This window comes from Rhizobium sp. 05L419, from assembly GCF_056397845.1.
On sequence record NZ_JBFTOF010000040.1, the window covers coordinates 14,939 to 29,978 of the forward strand.

At 59.4% G+C, this 15,040-nt stretch carries 13 protein-coding genes and 1 pseudogene; 7 read left to right on the forward strand and 7 right to left on the reverse strand.

Features of this window, described 5'->3' with window-relative positions; translation table 11 throughout:
* Positions 1 to 3: 3 nt before the first annotated feature.
* Together AC1DMK_RS29070 and AC1DMK_RS29075 are read right to left on the reverse strand one after the other, a co-directional pair.
* On the reverse strand, positions 4 to 903 hold the full coding sequence (locus tag AC1DMK_RS29070; protein ID WP_037067200.1) for a carbohydrate ABC transporter permease: 900 nt from the start codon (positions 901 to 903) through the stop codon (positions 4 to 6).
* 143 nt (positions 904 to 1,046) lie between these two features.
* Complete coding sequence (locus tag AC1DMK_RS29075) at positions 1,047 to 2,297, reverse strand: extracellular solute-binding protein (RefSeq protein WP_158447648.1); 1,251 nt, start codon at positions 2,295 to 2,297, stop codon at positions 1,047 to 1,049.
* Between AC1DMK_RS29075 and AC1DMK_RS29080 the strand changes: the two genes are divergently transcribed.
* Together AC1DMK_RS29080 and AC1DMK_RS29085 are read left to right on the forward strand one after the other, a co-directional pair.
* Positions 2,281 to 2,586 carry a hypothetical protein gene (locus tag AC1DMK_RS29080; RefSeq protein WP_477863776.1) on the forward strand — a complete coding sequence of 102 codons (306 nt, stop codon included), beginning with the start codon at positions 2,281 to 2,283 and terminating at the stop codon, positions 2,584 to 2,586. The two genes, AC1DMK_RS29075 and AC1DMK_RS29080, sit on opposite strands and share 17 nt — an antisense overlap.
* 154 nt (positions 2,587 to 2,740) lie before the next feature.
* Complete coding sequence (locus AC1DMK_RS29085; RefSeq protein ID WP_477863777.1) at positions 2,741 to 4,216, forward strand: FAD/NAD(P)-binding protein; 1,476 nt, start codon at positions 2,741 to 2,743, stop codon at positions 4,214 to 4,216.
* Positions 4,217 to 4,228: 12 nt separating this feature from the next.
* On the opposite strand, the gene AC1DMK_RS29090 is transcribed toward AC1DMK_RS29085, so the two are convergent.
* From AC1DMK_RS29090 to AC1DMK_RS29105, 4 genes are all read right to left on the reverse strand, one after another.
* Positions 4,229 to 5,299, reverse strand: a complete 1,071-nt coding sequence (locus AC1DMK_RS29090) for a questin oxidase family protein (protein ID WP_477863778.1) — start codon at positions 5,297 to 5,299, stop codon at positions 4,229 to 4,231.
* A 254-nt stretch (positions 5,300 to 5,553) separates the two neighbouring features.
* Positions 5,554 to 6,387: a DeoR/GlpR family DNA-binding transcription regulator gene (locus tag AC1DMK_RS29095; protein ID WP_477863779.1), complete on the reverse strand. Its 834-nt coding sequence runs from the start codon at positions 6,385 to 6,387 to the stop codon at positions 5,554 to 5,556.
* 338 nt (positions 6,388 to 6,725) lie between these two features.
* Positions 6,726 to 8,234 (reverse strand): FGGY-family carbohydrate kinase, encoded by a 1,509-nt coding sequence (locus AC1DMK_RS29100; RefSeq protein WP_477863780.1) that lies wholly within the window; start codon positions 8,232 to 8,234, stop codon positions 6,726 to 6,728.
* A 14-nt stretch (positions 8,235 to 8,248) separates the two neighbouring features.
* Positions 8,249 to 9,049: a BtpA/SgcQ family protein gene (locus AC1DMK_RS29105; protein ID WP_037067239.1), complete on the reverse strand. Its 801-nt coding sequence runs from the start codon at positions 9,047 to 9,049 to the stop codon at positions 8,249 to 8,251.
* 244 nt (positions 9,050 to 9,293) lie between these two features.
* Here AC1DMK_RS29105 and AC1DMK_RS29110 point away from each other — a divergent pair, with 244 nt between their 5' ends.
* From AC1DMK_RS29110 to AC1DMK_RS29130, 5 genes are all read left to right on the forward strand, one after another.
* Positions 9,294 to 10,079 (forward strand): SDR family oxidoreductase, encoded by a 786-nt coding sequence (locus tag AC1DMK_RS29110; protein WP_037067211.1) that lies wholly within the window; start codon positions 9,294 to 9,296, stop codon positions 10,077 to 10,079.
* Positions 10,080 to 10,153: 74 nt separating this feature from the next.
* The gene (locus AC1DMK_RS29115) at positions 10,154 to 11,293 is read left to right on the forward strand and encodes an ABC transporter ATP-binding protein (RefSeq protein WP_477863781.1); all 1,140 of its coding nucleotides are present in this window, start codon (positions 10,154 to 10,156) and stop codon (positions 11,291 to 11,293) included.
* Positions 11,290 to 12,114: a carbohydrate ABC transporter permease gene (locus AC1DMK_RS29120; protein WP_477863782.1), complete on the forward strand. Its 825-nt coding sequence runs from the start codon at positions 11,290 to 11,292 to the stop codon at positions 12,112 to 12,114. The genes AC1DMK_RS29115 and AC1DMK_RS29120 overlap by 4 nt, the downstream gene beginning before the upstream one ends.
* A 69-nt stretch (positions 12,115 to 12,183) precedes the next feature.
* A complete protein-coding gene (locus AC1DMK_RS29125; protein ID WP_477863783.1) occupies positions 12,184 to 13,473 on the forward strand; it encodes an ABC transporter substrate-binding protein in 1,290 nt (429 codons plus the stop codon).
* Between the two features lie 62 nt (positions 13,474 to 13,535).
* The gene (locus AC1DMK_RS29130; RefSeq protein WP_477863784.1) at positions 13,536 to 14,429 is read left to right on the forward strand and encodes a carbohydrate ABC transporter permease; all 894 of its coding nucleotides are present in this window, start codon (positions 13,536 to 13,538) and stop codon (positions 14,427 to 14,429) included.
* Positions 14,430 to 14,886: 457 nt separating this feature from the next.
* Here the strand turns inward: AC1DMK_RS29130 and AC1DMK_RS29135 are convergent.
* Positions 14,887 to 15,040: pseudogene (locus tag AC1DMK_RS29135) on the reverse strand (IS6 family transposase); the annotation flags it as partial.

Here is a 15,040-nt window from a genome sequence, read left to right on the forward strand (position 1 = left end):
GGCTTACTTCCCGTTGATCCGAACATCGGCGCGGCGCACCACCAGCAACAGCACCGTGGCGATAAGGGCGATGAACAGAAGAGTGACGTTACCGACCGCTGAGGCGAAGCCGACATTGAAGAACTGTAGCCCCTCCTTCACGCCGAGCAGCATCAGCGTATTGGTCGCATCGTTTGGGCCACCTCCGGTCGTCACGAAGACGGAATCGAACACGCGGAAAGCATCCATAGTTCTGAGCGTCAATGCCAGGAAGACCGAGGGCAGCATCAGCGGCAGGATTAGCATGCGGAACCGCTGCCAGGCCGTGGCGCCATCGACCCGGCCTGCCTCCAGTACGTCTCCCGGAAGTGCCTTGAGACCGGCAAGCAGGATCAGCGTCATCAGCGGCGTCCATTCCCAACAATCGATCAGGATGAGCATCCACAATGCCGTACCGGCATCCGTCAGTAGGCCGGTTCGAGGGCCAATTCCTGCTTCCGAAAGGAAAAAGCCGATGATGCCATAATCCGCACCCAGCATGGCCTTGAAGATCAGCCCGACGACGAGCGGCGTGATCGTGGACGGAATGAGAAGGAAGGCGAGCACTGTGCGATTGAACCGGCTGTCGCGCCAGAGAAGCAGGGCAAGCGCGAAGCCGAGAACCAGTTGCAGCGCGACGCTAAAGAACGTGAACTGGAACGTGTTCAGGATCGCCTTGCGGGTCGTGGCATCGGAGAAAATATCGATATAGTTCTGCAAGCCGACGAACTGCGTACGCGTGGGACGCAGAAGATTGTACTTGTAGAAGCTGTAGCCGATACCCTGCGCGAGCGGCCAAAGTCCGACGGCCGCCACGTAGAGCACTGCAGGTGCTGCCATGAAAAACAGGAAGAACCTGCGGCGGTCTGAGAAGCTATAGGGCATGGTCGGAAAACAGCTCATTCAAGGGGAGGCCGGTCGAGTTGGCGCTTCGTTGGACCGGATAAGACCGGCTCGGAGACGAACAGGTCAAGGCCAAGCGGCCAATTTTCGCGCGACGCCATGAGATGACGGCGCGCGAGACGATATCAGAATAGTTTCTTGGCTGCTTCCTGCGCCTTTCCGAGCGCCTCTTCCGGCGTTGCCGCACCGGCCAGCACCGAGTTGACCGCGGTTCCCAGTAGGTCCTGGATCTCAGGATATTCCGGAATACGCGGACGGAACTCGCCGTTGCCGTGTTCATAGGTTTCGGCGATCACCGGCAGGAAATCATATTTCGCGAGAAGGTCCGGATCCGTCATCTGGCTCTTGCGCATGAAGCCGCCAGCGCCCAGCATGTTGAATTCTTTATGAACCTTCTTGCTTGTGAGCCATTTGATGAAGGTCCAGGCCGCTTCCTGTTTGGAGGCGTCCACATCCGCGTTGATGGCGAGACCCCAACCGCCTACGCCGTATTGCGGCGTCATGCCCTTGGAGACCGGCGCAACGGCGATGCCGACCTTGCCGACGATGTTCGATACTTTCGGATCGGAGTACGCGGCAGCGCCTACCGACCATGTCTGCATGAAGGTCGCCATGCCCTGGCGGAAGCTTTCCTCGCGTCCGCCCCAGTCATACTCGATGGCACCGGGCGGTGCGGCTTCCGTGAACAGCTCCTTGTAAACGGCAAGGCTCTTGATGTTTGCTTCCGAATTCAACGCTGGCTGGCCATCCTTGTCGACGATCGAGCCGCCGAGCTGGTTGTTGTACTGCATCCAGTCCTGAGCAACGGCCGGACCTTTCTGGCCGTTTGCAACGAAGCCGTAGATTTTTTTCGACGGGTCGTTGAGCTTCTTGGCGTCTTCCACCAGCTCTTCCATGCTGGCCGGCGGCTTCAGGCCGGCAGCCTCGAGCACGTCCTTGCGATAGGCCAGAACGTTGGCGTAGGCAGCGAACGGGAAGGCGACATACTTGCCCTTGTACTGACCTAGCGATTCCAGCGCGACCGGATAGATGTCGTCAAGGTCGAGTTCCGCGGCATCGCGCTTCACCCAGTCCGACAGGTCGACGGAGTACTTGTTCTCCGCATATGCGCCGGCCCAGACAACGTCCATGGTCACGATGTCATAACCCTTGGTGTCGCCGATGAAGTCGGCGGTCGTCTTGGTCAGCAGCGTACCATAGTCCATGATCTCGATCTTGAGGTCGGCGCCGGTCTCTCCCTTGAAGGCCGGTGCGAGCTCGGTGAGGACTTTAGAGAACCCGTCGTTCATGGAGGCGATGGTCAACGTGACGCCATCGAGCGACTTCGCCTGCGTGTAGGCAGTCGTCGCCATCAGCGCCATGAAGGCCGCTGCCATTACATGTCCTGTCGATTTCAGCGTTGATGATGAAGAAACTTTCGCCATGGCTGCCACCTTTCCCGTTCTGGAGTTGATTGCAGATGAGGTTATCTTGACGTCTCATCAAGTCAAACAAAAAAACACAAAAATAACATTTAGTTGGAGGCTTAGGGGCCTTTGCCCAAAGTCGCCGCACAATGCTCAAAGCTTAACCGCGCTGATGTCGATTTTTTCGGCAGAAAGCGGTTTCCGAGTTTTTGGCCTGTTTTATTTCGTTATTTTCAGACAAATGCGGCTGTTTGAATGATGGCGGCCTGTCTTATGGCTGTTGTGGCTTCGTGCGTCCGTCAACCGGCGACGATGTCAGAAGGCCGCGAATAAAGCGAAAAATAACATATTCAAACACTTTACAACTTTTCGATGTTCGCTACGCTGCGTTGAAACATCGGAGTCTTGTCATCATGCAGCAGATGCCGCCAATCGAGAGCTTCGAATCCGCATCGCAAGAGCGCGGGCCGGTGGATACTTCCGGCCTTGCTCGTCTTGAGGCCCAGGTTCGGCGCGACCTGGAAAGCATCGAAGCGGGACCGCGCGCATGGGTGCCCGAACGCCGCGATTCCTCCGGCCAAGTCATCGCCGATGTCATTATTGTTGGCGCGGGACTTTCCGGTCTTTCGCTGGCTTTCGGATTGAAGCGTCAGGGCATCGAGCGTGTTCAACTGATCGATGCTGCGCCACCTGGCCTGGAAGGTCCATGGCTGACGACCGCGCGCATGCGTACCCTGCGGTCTCCCAAGACGCTCAGTGGCCCGGATCTCGGCGTGCCGAGCCTGACATACCGCGCCTGGCATGAAGCCGTCGAAGGACCGGAGAGCTGGGAAGCGCTCGACAAGATCGATCGTACGGCCTGGATGGCCTATCTCGCATGGTTCCGTTCGATCATCGGCCTTTCGATCGAGAACAACACCCGCCTTACCTCGATTACGCCAGAAGGTGACCATCTGAGTCTTCATGTTGAGACGAGCGGTCAAGGTTCCAGCATCGCCTGCCGCAAGGTTGTACTGGCGACCGGGTTGGAAGGCGCCGGTGGGCTGAGTGTGCCACCTCCCGTCCGCGTGCTGCCGCGCGCGCGATGGACGCACAGTGGTGAGATGATCGACCCCAGCCTGCTTTCGGGAAAGCGCATCGGCGTTATCGGCGCTGCAGCATCGAGTTTCGACTGGGCCGTGACGGCGCTGGAAGCCGGAGCCGCCAGTGTGATCTTACTGGCGCGTTCCGCAGCGCTTCCGCGCACGGAAATCCTGGATTGGTCAAATTTCCCGGGGTTTCTCAACCATTTCGCCGACCTCGATGATGGCGCCCGCTACCGCTTTACGCGGCGCATGTTCGCATTCAAGACGCCGCCCACCAACGAGATGTTTGAGCGTGCGATGGCCTTTCCCGCCTGCCGGTTGGTCACCGGTGCGGATATCCGCTCCATCGGCATGGCCGGCGACGACATCATCATCGCAACGGCTGCGGGCGATTTCGCCTTCGATCACCTGCTGCTCGGAACCGGTTACTGCGTCGACCTATCGCTCCGGCCGGAACTTGCCAGCCATGTCGATCAGATCGCCACCTGGGCGGATCGCTTTGTACCGGCGGTGGGCGAGGAGGATCGCGACCTTCTGGCCTATCCGTATCTTGGGCCGGCCTTCGAGTTCATGGAGAAGATACCCGGCGCCTTGCCGATGCTTGCCAATATCCACGTGTTCAACAGTGCCGCGGTCCCAAGTCTCGGGCCGATCTGCAATGGCATCACAGGACTGAAATCAGGCATTCCGAAACTGGTTTCCGGTATCTGCCGCGGGCTGTTCATGCCTGAAGTCGAGCATTTCTACCGCTCGCTCGACAGTTACGACAAAGCGCACTTCCAGCCGGAAAGCGTCCGGCCCTGAAGGGTCGCGAGGTTACGCGATCAGCCCGACCCGTCTAGCGGCAACCACTTTGTAAAGCCGGTCACCCGTATGGCGATACTCCTCAAAGGCGGAGAAGACCAGAGAGTGGTCATGCTCGTCGTCGGATGCAACGGCGGCTGCCGCGATCTCCCGATCGTCGGGCAGCGGTAGCGCACGCCAGGCATCGATTACGTCGTCAGAAGGCGGAAGTGGCATACCGATCTTGGTATAGAGGGCGAGAACGACTTCCCAGAAATGCGCTGCAAGATGCTGCGGTTCATCGACATGCAGACTAACCAGTCGCAACCAGTGACAGCCGGTCACCGCATGTAGTGCCTCGAAGCTCATCGTACCGGAATAGAGAAGGAGAGCGACGGGACGAATGAGCTCCAGGAAATCGGGACCAGCGACAAGACGCCCGAGGCGATCCTGAAACGCCGGCAATTTGCCCATGGCTTCTATCCACTTCCACAGCAGATGAGTGGGCGCCTCGATATCGCGGAACGCTGTTTCCTCGCGCATGGCGAGGAGATGGGCGAGCGGATCGTTGACGGTTGCAATCCGATTGGCGGGAATACCTTCGTAGGCGAGATACGTGGCGGCCCAATAGCCGAGAGCGATGGCAACTTCGCTGTCGTCGGCGCGCAAAAGCGCATAGGCAAGCCGCATCAATCCGTGGGTGGCCGATGCCGCAATGCCGGGGGCGAGAAAAGGAATATAGCGGCGAACGGCAGCTGCCGCTCCGATCTCTCCAACGACGCCGGCGAAGAAAAGCCGCAGGTCACTCTCTCGTTCGCGATCGCCCAGTGCTTCCATCCAATTTGCTTCGTCGAGCGGCGATATGGCGGGCGGCTGAAAGGGTACAGCATGGGTGCGGGTATAGTGATCGGCATAGTCTTCAAGTCGTGCGGACGACGCGCCGAGCCGCGCCATGGCTTCCAGCACCATTGGCAGGTGATTGGCGAGGCAAACCGGAAATTCGCCGCTCCGCCGGCCGACCTCTGCAATCAGTGCCCGCGTCGATGCCGCCGTTGCCTCGGCATCAGATATCTCGATTGCCGGAGTTTTCGCAGTCTGGAGCATCGCAGGATCCTGTCGCATCGAATTCCCGTTGCCGGGCTCTGTTTGAATTACCGAAATATGAACAATATCAAACACGATTAAACAAATATCAACTGCTATTTCGGTCTGATGCCCCGGCCTGCGCATAAAGACAAGGTCCATTGGACCCTTCGACTCGCGTGATCACGGGGGCCAGCACCTGGCCGTTTTGACCGGGTGCCCTAAGGGCGCGGCGATGACGAAACCAAAACCAATCGACGATGCCGTCTCGAAGCTCAGCGAGCGACGATAATTTCGACGCCGGCTTTCCTCAAGGCACTATCGAGAGCACCGGTCGGGGCTTCATCGCAAATCAAGGTGTTGAACTCGGTGAGGCCGGCGACCAACACAAGCGACATGCGGTCGAACTTCGTCGAATCGCACAGCACGATCCGGCGGGAGGCGCGCGTGAGATAGACGCGTTTCATGTCCGTCTCCTCGAAGGAGTAGTCGAAGATACCCTCCGGCGAAAGCCCAGAAACGCCCACAAAAGCGATGTCGAACCACAGCATTTCGAACTGGCTGACTGCGGAAGGCCCGCTCGTCGACATCTCCTCGCTGCGAATCTTGCCTCCTGCAAGATAGGTCTCGACCCCCCTGCCGGAGAGATGGCCGGCGCTGCGAATACTGTTCGTGAAAATCTTGGCCTGGGCGCGAGGCGCCAGTGCTTCGGCGACGAAATAGGTCGTGGTTCCCACATCCAGTGCGATGCTGCGAGCACCATTCGCAAGTTCGGCAGCAGCCGCGGCAATTCGTCGCTTGAGGGAGACGTTGCGTGCGAGGCGGGCATCAAACGCCGGCTCTTCCCCGTCGAAGTTGTCGGTTACCGGAATAGGCGGCGCACGATCGGGCTTCACGGCACCGCCATGGGTGCGAATGAGCCTGCCGTCTTTCTCCAGCTCGACGAGATCACGCCTGACAGTCATCTCGGAAACGGCCAGTTGCTGAGCGAGGTCGCTTACGGTCACAGACCCGACTCGGCTGATCTCACCGACAATCGCCGCCTGCCTGACTTGCGCAAGGAATTTCGGACGTTCACTCGGTTTCGAAGCGGACTGCTCGCTCGTCATCTGCCCTTTGTCTCGTTTTCGTTCTCAACGGTTTCCTGGGTGCGTCAGGAATACCACTTCAAACATGGTTTGTTCGAATCAAACATACACCGTCAACTCAGAATACGCTGGAGCTTGCGCTAATGTACAGGCGAACATTTCTCACGCCCGCGAGGAATGCACACCTTCGGGCTCAAAAAGCTGCCTGACGAGAAAAAGATTGTCGATAACGCAAGCCGCCAGACGTCCGTCGCCTGGTCGGTATTTTCGTCGGTGCTGAGAACGACGGCGTACAGACCGGCTGCGTTCGCGGAGCGAACGCCGGTGCTGCTGTCGTCGACGGCGACCACGCGGAAGGGTCAAGATGGGCGTTTCCACGTCGGCGCGAGACGCTCGTAGAGCTCGCGGTAGCGGCCATAGCCGGCTTCGTAGGCAGGGACATTTGCGGTCTTTGGCTGCAAAACGTCGGAGAAGGTGACGAAACGCGTTACGCTACGCCAGTCACTTTCGATACCAACACCGATCGCCGCAGCCCAGGCCGCACCGATGCAGGAGCCGGGATGGCCGGAAAGCCGCTGTAGTGGCGCATTGAGCACGTCCGCGACGATCTGCATCCATACCGTGCTTTGGGATCCGCCATCCGACACCAGGAAGCGCTTCGGTTCGTGGCCCATATCGACCAGCACCTCGACGTGATGGCGGATCGCGTAGGCATAGGATTCGAGAAGCGCTCGCCACATATGGCCAATGTCGTGTGAAAGCGTCAGTCCCTCGATCACGCCACGTGCAGCCGGATCATGGATCGGCGTCTTCTCGCCGAGGAGATACGGCAGGATCGTCAACCCGTCGGCGCCCGCCGGCTTGTGGCTGGCAAGCGCGTCGAGATGCTGGTGGATGCTGCACCCGGCGGCAATTGCCGCCGCCCGCTCGCCGCCGACAAATGTCTCGGCGAACCAGTTCAGCGCAGATCCGCCGGTCGACATGCAGCCGTTCGGCATATAGAGGCCGGGTACGAGGTGGTAATCCAGAAAGAGACGCGGATCAGGCTTGACGACGTCGGTCGCCGTCAGAATGTCCACGGCACCGCCGAATTTCAGCAGCACGTCGCCCGCATCGATCACGCCGGCACCGAGTGCGGACGCGATCATATCCGCCGCGCCACCGACAACAGGCGTACCGACTGCAAGCCCAGTCTCGGCTGCTCCGCGAGCATCGACATGGCCCATGATTTCCGAGGAGGCACACTTTGGCGGAACAGCGTCCGGGTCGATGTGCGCGAGGCGCACCAGTTCCTCGTCGATGGCATCTGTCGCGACGTTGACGAAGCCCGCCTCCAGCGCCCAGTTCTGTTCGACGGCGCGCACGCCGGTCAGGCGGTAATTGATGTAGTCGTAGGAGCCGAACACGGTTGCGACCCGCGCAAACACATCCGGCTCGTTCCTTTCGATCCAGCGTAGTTTCGCGGTAACGAGTTGCTGGTTGATGCCGTTGCCAGCCCTGGCAAGGAAATCGGTCTCGTCCCATTCCGCACGCAGTTCCTCGACCTCCGCGCCGCAGCGGCCGTCGCTCTGCTGGATGCTGGGACGAAGGACGGTTCCCTCCGCATCGAGAAGGACGACAGCGGGCAACATTCCCGTCACCCCGGTTGCTGCAATCTCCGTTGCCGACATGCCAGAGACTTCGAGAAGCTCCGCGATGATGGCGCAAACATTGGCCCACCAGTCGGCGGGATTTTCCTCCGCCCAGCCGGCGTGCGGTGAGAAAAGAGTAACCGGTCGAGATGCAGTGGCAAGGATCCTGTCTGGCAGGCCGACAAGAATTCCGATGGTCGATGTCGTCCCGATATCCAGGCCAATGACCGCGGTCATGATAACTTCCCGTATTAGCGCAGCGTTTCCACGACATCCATGAACCGCTTGACGCGGCTCGCGTCAACGGCGTTCCACGTATTGCCGTCAACCTTGAAGTGGGTGCCGATCACGCAGCCCTGGGCCATGGAGAAGATATCGCGGATGTTGTCGATGTTGACGCCGGTGTTGGCGAAAACCGGTACATCCTTCACGGCTTCGCAGACCTCGCGCAGGTCCGACTGATTGGCCGGCTGTCCGGTGATGGGCCCGGAGACAAGGATGGCGTCGGCCACGGATGAGAACACCGCGCTCTTGGCGCGCAGTGCTATGGGGCGCTGGTCGAGCGAGTGAGCAAACTCGGCGTTGATGTTGAAGAGCATCTTCATATCCTGGCGGCCGAGATTGGCGCGAAGGCGGGCAGCGCTGGCGCAATCGGGCTGCCAAAGACCCATGTCTGATGCAAACAGGCCCGTGAAGATTTCACGCACGAAGCTTGCGCCGGTTACGGCGCCGATGGCGACGCTGGACAACGGATCCCAGAGATAGTTCACGCCGAAAGGCACTTTCAACAAGGGCTTGGTGGCCTGAACGATGGCGGTCATCGCCGCGATGCTTTCGGGCAATCCCTTGAAGACGTAAGGGCGGTCGTTCTCGTTTCCGAACATGATCGCATCGACGCCGCCAGCCTGGAGTTTCTCGACGTCGGAAGCGACGTCATCGATCAATCTCTGAAGGCCGCCATCCGCGTTGTAAAGCGGCGAACCGGGAAGGGCGCCGATATGGGCCATCGCGATGACTGCCTTCTTCCGATCTCCAAAACACTCAAAAACCATCGTCAAATCCTTCGGCGGCGCCATGTTGTGCCGCCCGATCTCGGCGAGCGGCCTCTGTTATGCTTGTTGCGCCCTGCAATTGCAGGGAGTTCGGACACGGCTCGGTCTGCACTTCTGCACCTTGGCCGGATCAATCGTCTGTCCGGAACATAAACAGCCAAACGAACTTAATCAAACAAAAAAAACATTTGCGAAGTTAGATTTTGTTGGATACGTTTTCGAAAAATGACAATAAGGAGCAGCTATGTCACAACCGGTTTTCCCTGAGCTTGACGGTCGCCGAGCCTTTCTGACCGGTGGCGCTACCGGTATCGGTCTTGCCATCGCCCGGGCGCTTGCAGCACAGGGTGTGACGATTGCGATTGCCGACATCGACTTCGATGCGGCAGAGCGAGCAGCGCAATCCATTGGTGGCGGTTCGGTCGCCGTCGAGATCGATGTTCGCCGGCGCTCATCCGTTGAAACAGCCTTCGCAAAGGCGGTCGAATTGATCGGTGGCTGCGAGATTGTCATCGCCAATGCCGGCGTTTCCACCATGCAAAAGGCACTCGAACTGACCGATGAGGAATGGGACTTCAACTTCGATGTCAACACCCGCGGCATCTTCCTGACCAACCAGATCGCCGGGCGTCATCTGGTGGCGCATGGAGCGGGCTGCATCGTCAACACGGCATCGCTTGCCGCGAAGGTCGGCGCTCCACTGCTGGCGCATTATTCTGCTAGCAAGTTCGCGGTGCTCGGTTGGACGCAGGCCTTTGCCCGCGAGCTGGCGCCGACGGGCATTCGGGTCAATGCAGTATGCCCCGGCTTCGTCAAGACCGGCATGCAGAGCCGCGAGATCGAATGGGAAGCCAGTTTGCGCGGCATCAGCGCCGAACAGGTATTCAACGAATATGTCGGTCAAACCCCACTCGGGCGTATCGAGACTCCAGAGGACGTCGCCGACGTCGTGGTCTTCCTGTGCTCGAACAGCGCCCGCTTCATGACCGGTCAGGGCATAAACGTGACCGGCGGCGTCTACATGACCTGATCCGCCATCGAGGTCTGTGGGCGCACAGGCGGCCCGGACCTGCACTCTCTACAGAATCAGGCGGGAATCGACGAATGGCCTCGATCGACCTTCGAAGCGTGAGCAAAATATACCCGAACGGCGCTCACGGCGTTCGCGACGTCAGCCTCGAGATCGAGAACGGCGAGTTCGTCATCTTCCTCGGGCCGTCGGGCTGCGGCAAGTCCACCACACTGCGGATGATCGCGGGACTGGAATCGATCAGTTCGGGCGATGTCATGATTGGTGACCGCAACATGAATCGCGTAGCCCCTCGCGACCGCAATGTCGCGGTGGTGTTTCAGAGCTACGCACTTTACCCTCATATGAGCGTGCGCGCCAACATGGGGTTCGGCCTCAAGATGCGCGGCGCATCGGCTCACGACATCGCAGCCAAAACGCAAACGGCGGCTGCCATGCTCGGTCTGTCGCATCTGCTCGATCGAAAGCCCTCTGCCCTTTCAGGCGGACAGCGCCAGCGTGTCGCACTTGGCCGTGCTATCGTTCGCGAGCCTGATGTCTTTCTTCTCGATGAGCCGCTGTCCAACCTGGATGCACAATTGCGTGCTGAAATGCGGCTCGAGCTGGTCAAATTGCACCGCCGACTTGGTCGCACGACAATCCATGTCACCCACGATCAGGTGGAAGCGATGACGATGGGTGATCGGATTTGCATCATGCGCGACGGCGAACTGATCCAGGCTGGAAAGCCGCTGGATGTCTATGCCGACCCGGTCAACATGTTCGTAGCGCGGTTCCTTGCAAGCCCCGCCATGAATCTGCTGCCGGTGATGATGCACGAAGCGGACGGTATGCTTGTGATCGATGGTCATGAAGGATTCCGGTTCACCGTCCCCGAGCGCCACCGTGCATTCTACGCATCGAAAGCGGGCGCGAATCTTGTTCTCGGATTGCGGCCGGAAGACATCTACGAACAGCCCCGCGGCAACGAAACCCAACCCTTCGAGCTACAGGTCACAGCGGTAGAAGCGCTCGGCGCCGAGATCATCGTGGTCGGCACTGTGGCCGGCGGCGGACAAACCAAGCCGCCCGAGGTGACTGCCCGTCTTGGGCGGCATGCCCGGGTCCGGGTCGGGGAGACAGTTACTCTCCATGCCGATCTCTTGCCCGCTCACCTATTCGATCCTGTAAGCGAGGCCGTTGTTTCCCGGCCGAGCGTCAGGGGGCCTGCATGACACTGCGGGACGAGAAAGTACCCCTCATCCGACGCTTCGCCCTCCATCTTGGACTGATGTTTGTCTGCCTTGCAGTCCTGCTGCCGCTTCTTTGGGTTCTCAGGGTAAGTTTCATTCCACCGCAACAATCCTACAGCACTGAACTGTTTCCCGCCTGGTCGACTGAAAACTATCGCGCTCTTCTGTCCGGCCGGTTCGGCCAATCTTATTTCAACAGCATTGTCGTTTCCCTCGGTTCCGTCATTCTTGCCTTACCGTTCGCGGCAATGACCGGATACGCCTTCGCGCGGTTCTCGACAGGCGGCCGCTTCGCCCGATTTCTCATGCTTGCCACACAGATGCTGCCGCCGGTGGCGCTCGTTTTGCCAAGTTTCACGCTGTTACGAGGCCTCGCGCTCACCAACAGCCTCACCGGGCTCACCGTCGTATACGCAGCGATCAACCTGCCTTTTCTCACCTGGATCCTGATGAGTTTCTTCAAGGCGATCCCTGTCGATCTCGAGTGGGCGGCCATGACCGACGGCGCCACGGCATGGGGGGCGTTCTGGCGCATCGTGCTGCCGGTATCGCTGCCGGGCATCGCGGCGGCGGGCGTGCTCGGGTTCATCCTGTCCTGGAACGAATTTCTGTTTGCCTTGGTTTTCAGCGGCCCATCGACGCAAACCATTCCTGTTGCGCTCGCCTCGCTCCAGACCTCCAACGGTGTCCAGATCGGCAACGTCGCGGCGGGTGTCATTCTCGCAATTCTGCCGCTGGTCGTCGCCTCTCGCTTCATCCAGCGCTTCATCGTTGAAGGCCTCACCTACGGGAGCGTCAAGTAGAGCTTCACGACCTTATGCATGCCGCGCGCCTGCCGGTGCGTCGAAACAAAAAAGAAGGAACAGCGAATTATGAAATCTTCAGCATGGAATAGATCATATGCCGTCGGCCTGCTTGCTACCACCGCCCTCACCGCCTCGACCATGACGGTCCAAGCCGCGGACGTGACGCTCCGCGCGCTGATGGAGGACGTGCCTGAAACGCGCATCATCGAGGCTCTACTGCCCGAATTCACCGGACAGACGGGCATCAAGGTCGAATTTGAAAAGATCGGCTACCCCGACATGCACGACAAGCTCGTCACCCAGCTCGTCAGTGCGGAGAGCTACTACAATCTCCTTGAGGTCGACTTCCTCTGGGCGGGCGAGTTCCCGGCTGCGAACTGGCTCGTGGATCTCAAGCCGCTCGCTGAGGCGTCAAAGTTCGACCTGACGCCATTCGTTCCTTCAATGCTCGATCTCCTCGGCCGCACGGCCGAGAAAATGCCGATCGTGCCGATGTATAACTATTCAATGGGCCTGATCTACCGGACCGACCTGCTCGCGGACGAGAAGCTCAAGACTGCCTACAAGCAACAGACGGGCAAGGATCTCGTCGTTCCGCAGACCCTTGAGGATTATGTCGCTGTCTCCAAGTTCATGAAAGCCAATGCCGGCGTCGAAGGTGCCGCCATGCAGGGCCAGCGCGGCGACCCTAATGCAATGGAATTCTCGAACTACCTGTTCTCCGCCGGTGGCAAGTACCTCAGCGACGACCGCACGGTGGCGCTCGACAGCCCGGAGGCGCGCAAGGCTCTCGATTTCTACATCGACAACATCAAGAACAGCGCGCAGCAGGGCGCCCTTTCGGCGACGCTTGACGATACACTGCGCCTGATGTGCAGCGGCAAGGCATTCAGCATGGTCACGTACTGGTGGATGCTGCCGCAGATCGACGACGCCAAGGCTTGCCCGGATGCCGCCGGCAAGGTTGCGCTGTCGGTCATGCCCGGCGGCCACGGCGAAAGCGGCGGCTGGGGTTGGGGCATTCCGCGCAATACGCCTGCCGACCAGCAGGAAGCTGCCTGGAAGTTCATACAGTGGGTGCAGAGCAAGGAAATCTCGGTGGAGCGCGCACTCGGAGGTCATGCACCGGTTCGCACAGACGTATTCTCCGATCCGGCTGTGCTTGCCAAGTATCCATACTACAAGACGGCGGAAGCGGTGGTCGCGAGCGGCAAGTCGTTCCCGATCTTCACCTATTCGGCCGAATACGAAAACGTGCTCGGCACGCAGGTTTCCACGGCAGCCAGCGGCGGCACGTCGACCGATGAGGCGATAAAGGCTTCTTCAGATGGGCTGAAGGAACTGATGAGCCGCTGAGGCAGCGGCTGGATAGGCAGCGGCGAGAGGCTGCTGCCTTCCTTGGCAGACGGAGATGGACGATGACGGGTTTCCAGAAATTCGATCGCGAATGGCGCACCGGCTGGGCATTTGCCGCGCCGGGCCTTGCGCTGCTCGCCTTCGTCATGGGCTTCCCGTTGGTTTATTCGGTCCTGATGGCCATCTCATCCTTGACCCTGCTGAAACCAAGCCTCTTTCCGTTGACCGGATTCGACAATTTTGTCGTCATCCTCGGCGACAAGCTGTTCTGGAACGCGCTCTTCCTGACGGTGCGCTACTCCGCCGTTACTGTCGTCGCGGAATTCGTCGTCGGCCTTGCCATCGCACTCATGCTGAAGCGTACGATGCGGATGAAGCCGATCTATTTCGGCATCCTGACCATTCCCATGGCCATGTCGCCGATCAGCGTTGCGTTGATATGGAAAATGCTTCTCCAGCCAAACCTCGGCATCATCAACCACCTGCTCGATACCGTCGGCCTGCCGCGCGTGGATTGGCTGGGCAATGCCAATCTGGCATTGACGACGATGGCCTTCGTCGACATCTGGCAGCAAACCTCGTTCGTCGTGCTTCTTCTCGCGGCTGGTCTCGCTGCCTTGCCAAGCGAGCCGTATGAAGCTGCGGAAGTCGACGGCGCTAGTGCCCTCCAGCAATTCTTCTACATTACACTGCCGATGCTGAGGCCGGTCGCGGGCATCGCGATCATCATCCAGCTCATCAACGAGTTCCGGACGTATGACCTTCCCTATATCCTGACACGCGGCGGCCCCGGCACTTCAACCGAGGTGCTCAGCTATTTCGCCTATCGCAAGGCCTTTCTCGGCCTGTCACTGAACCAAGGTGCTGCGGCAGCCTTCTTCTTGCTGCTGATCGTTCTGATGCTAACGGTGTTCTTTTTCCTGCGATTGGAGCGAGCCGAGACAGCTGGACGCTGAGAAACGTTCGCATCCGGCACTGGTTGACCGCGCGGACGAGCGACACCGCAGCGATCTTCCGGTCCATTAGCTTCGCGCTAGGTCGAAGCGCCCTGTAAACGTCTGGAGACTTCACCGTCTGAAATAGAGCCTTAACGCCCGGAAAAGCAATAGCATAAGTCGCGCCATGTGCGGAGCCATAATCAGCTTTCCCATTCTTCATTCCTTAAACAGTTGCGTTGGGGTCGAGGTGAGTTGAGACAGGTGGACTTGCAAGCGCCGTGCCAGAAATCGCGCTTCGATCATCTTTGCTGCATGGAATAACATGTCAAATCCAGAAGCAGCGACGATCCTGCTGACATCGTCGCCGAAGAATAGGCCTATGCGCTGATGGCGCGCGCGGGATCACCATGGCCAAGACGCGGCTCGGTGATGTCAGGTTAAGTCTGAGACGCCAAAGCCTGGTGGATGCCGGACTTCAGGGGGTAACAGCGGTGACGGACTTCCAGTGCGCAAACGCGCTTATGCGGTGCAGGTGGAGTACAAGCGCGGTGCGTTTTGTCCGAGGCGGCACGAAGAGATTGCGGACCGCGGAGAAAGCTGAGAGGAACCGTTGAAGGCTTCCAGTAGAT

What these genes read in the sequence shown, in the direction of transcription:
- AC1DMK_RS29070 (WP_037067200.1), bottom strand. Translation starts at nt 903, where the DNA reads ATGCCCTATAGCTTCTCAGACCGCCGCAGGTTCTTCCTGTTTTTCATG.
- AC1DMK_RS29080 (WP_477863776.1), top strand. Translation starts at nt 2,281, where the DNA reads ATGAAGGCCGCTGCCATTACATGTCCTGTCGATTTCAGCGTTGATGAT.
- AC1DMK_RS29075 (WP_158447648.1), bottom strand. Translation starts at nt 2,297, where the DNA reads ATGGCAGCGGCCTTCATGGCGCTGATGGCGACGACTGCCTACACGCAG.
- AC1DMK_RS29085 (WP_477863777.1), top strand. Translation starts at nt 2,741, where the DNA reads ATGCAGCAGATGCCGCCAATCGAGAGCTTCGAATCCGCATCGCAAGAG.
- AC1DMK_RS29090 (WP_477863778.1), bottom strand. Translation starts at nt 5,299, where the DNA reads ATGCTCCAGACTGCGAAAACTCCGGCAATCGAGATATCTGATGCCGAG.
- AC1DMK_RS29095 (WP_477863779.1), bottom strand. Translation starts at nt 6,387, where the DNA reads ATGACGAGCGAGCAGTCCGCTTCGAAACCGAGTGAACGTCCGAAATTC.
- AC1DMK_RS29100 (WP_477863780.1), bottom strand. Translation starts at nt 8,234, where the DNA reads ATGACCGCGGTCATTGGCCTGGATATCGGGACGACATCGACCATCGGA.
- AC1DMK_RS29105 (WP_037067239.1), bottom strand. Translation starts at nt 9,049, where the DNA reads ATGGTTTTTGAGTGTTTTGGAGATCGGAAGAAGGCAGTCATCGCGATG.
- AC1DMK_RS29110 (WP_037067211.1), top strand. Translation starts at nt 9,294, where the DNA reads ATGTCACAACCGGTTTTCCCTGAGCTTGACGGTCGCCGAGCCTTTCTG.
- AC1DMK_RS29115 (WP_477863781.1), top strand. Translation starts at nt 10,154, where the DNA reads ATGGCCTCGATCGACCTTCGAAGCGTGAGCAAAATATACCCGAACGGC.
- AC1DMK_RS29120 (WP_477863782.1), top strand. Translation starts at nt 11,290, where the DNA reads ATGACACTGCGGGACGAGAAAGTACCCCTCATCCGACGCTTCGCCCTC.
- AC1DMK_RS29125 (WP_477863783.1), top strand. Translation starts at nt 12,184, where the DNA reads ATGAAATCTTCAGCATGGAATAGATCATATGCCGTCGGCCTGCTTGCT.
- AC1DMK_RS29130 (WP_477863784.1), top strand. Translation starts at nt 13,536, where the DNA reads ATGACGGGTTTCCAGAAATTCGATCGCGAATGGCGCACCGGCTGGGCA.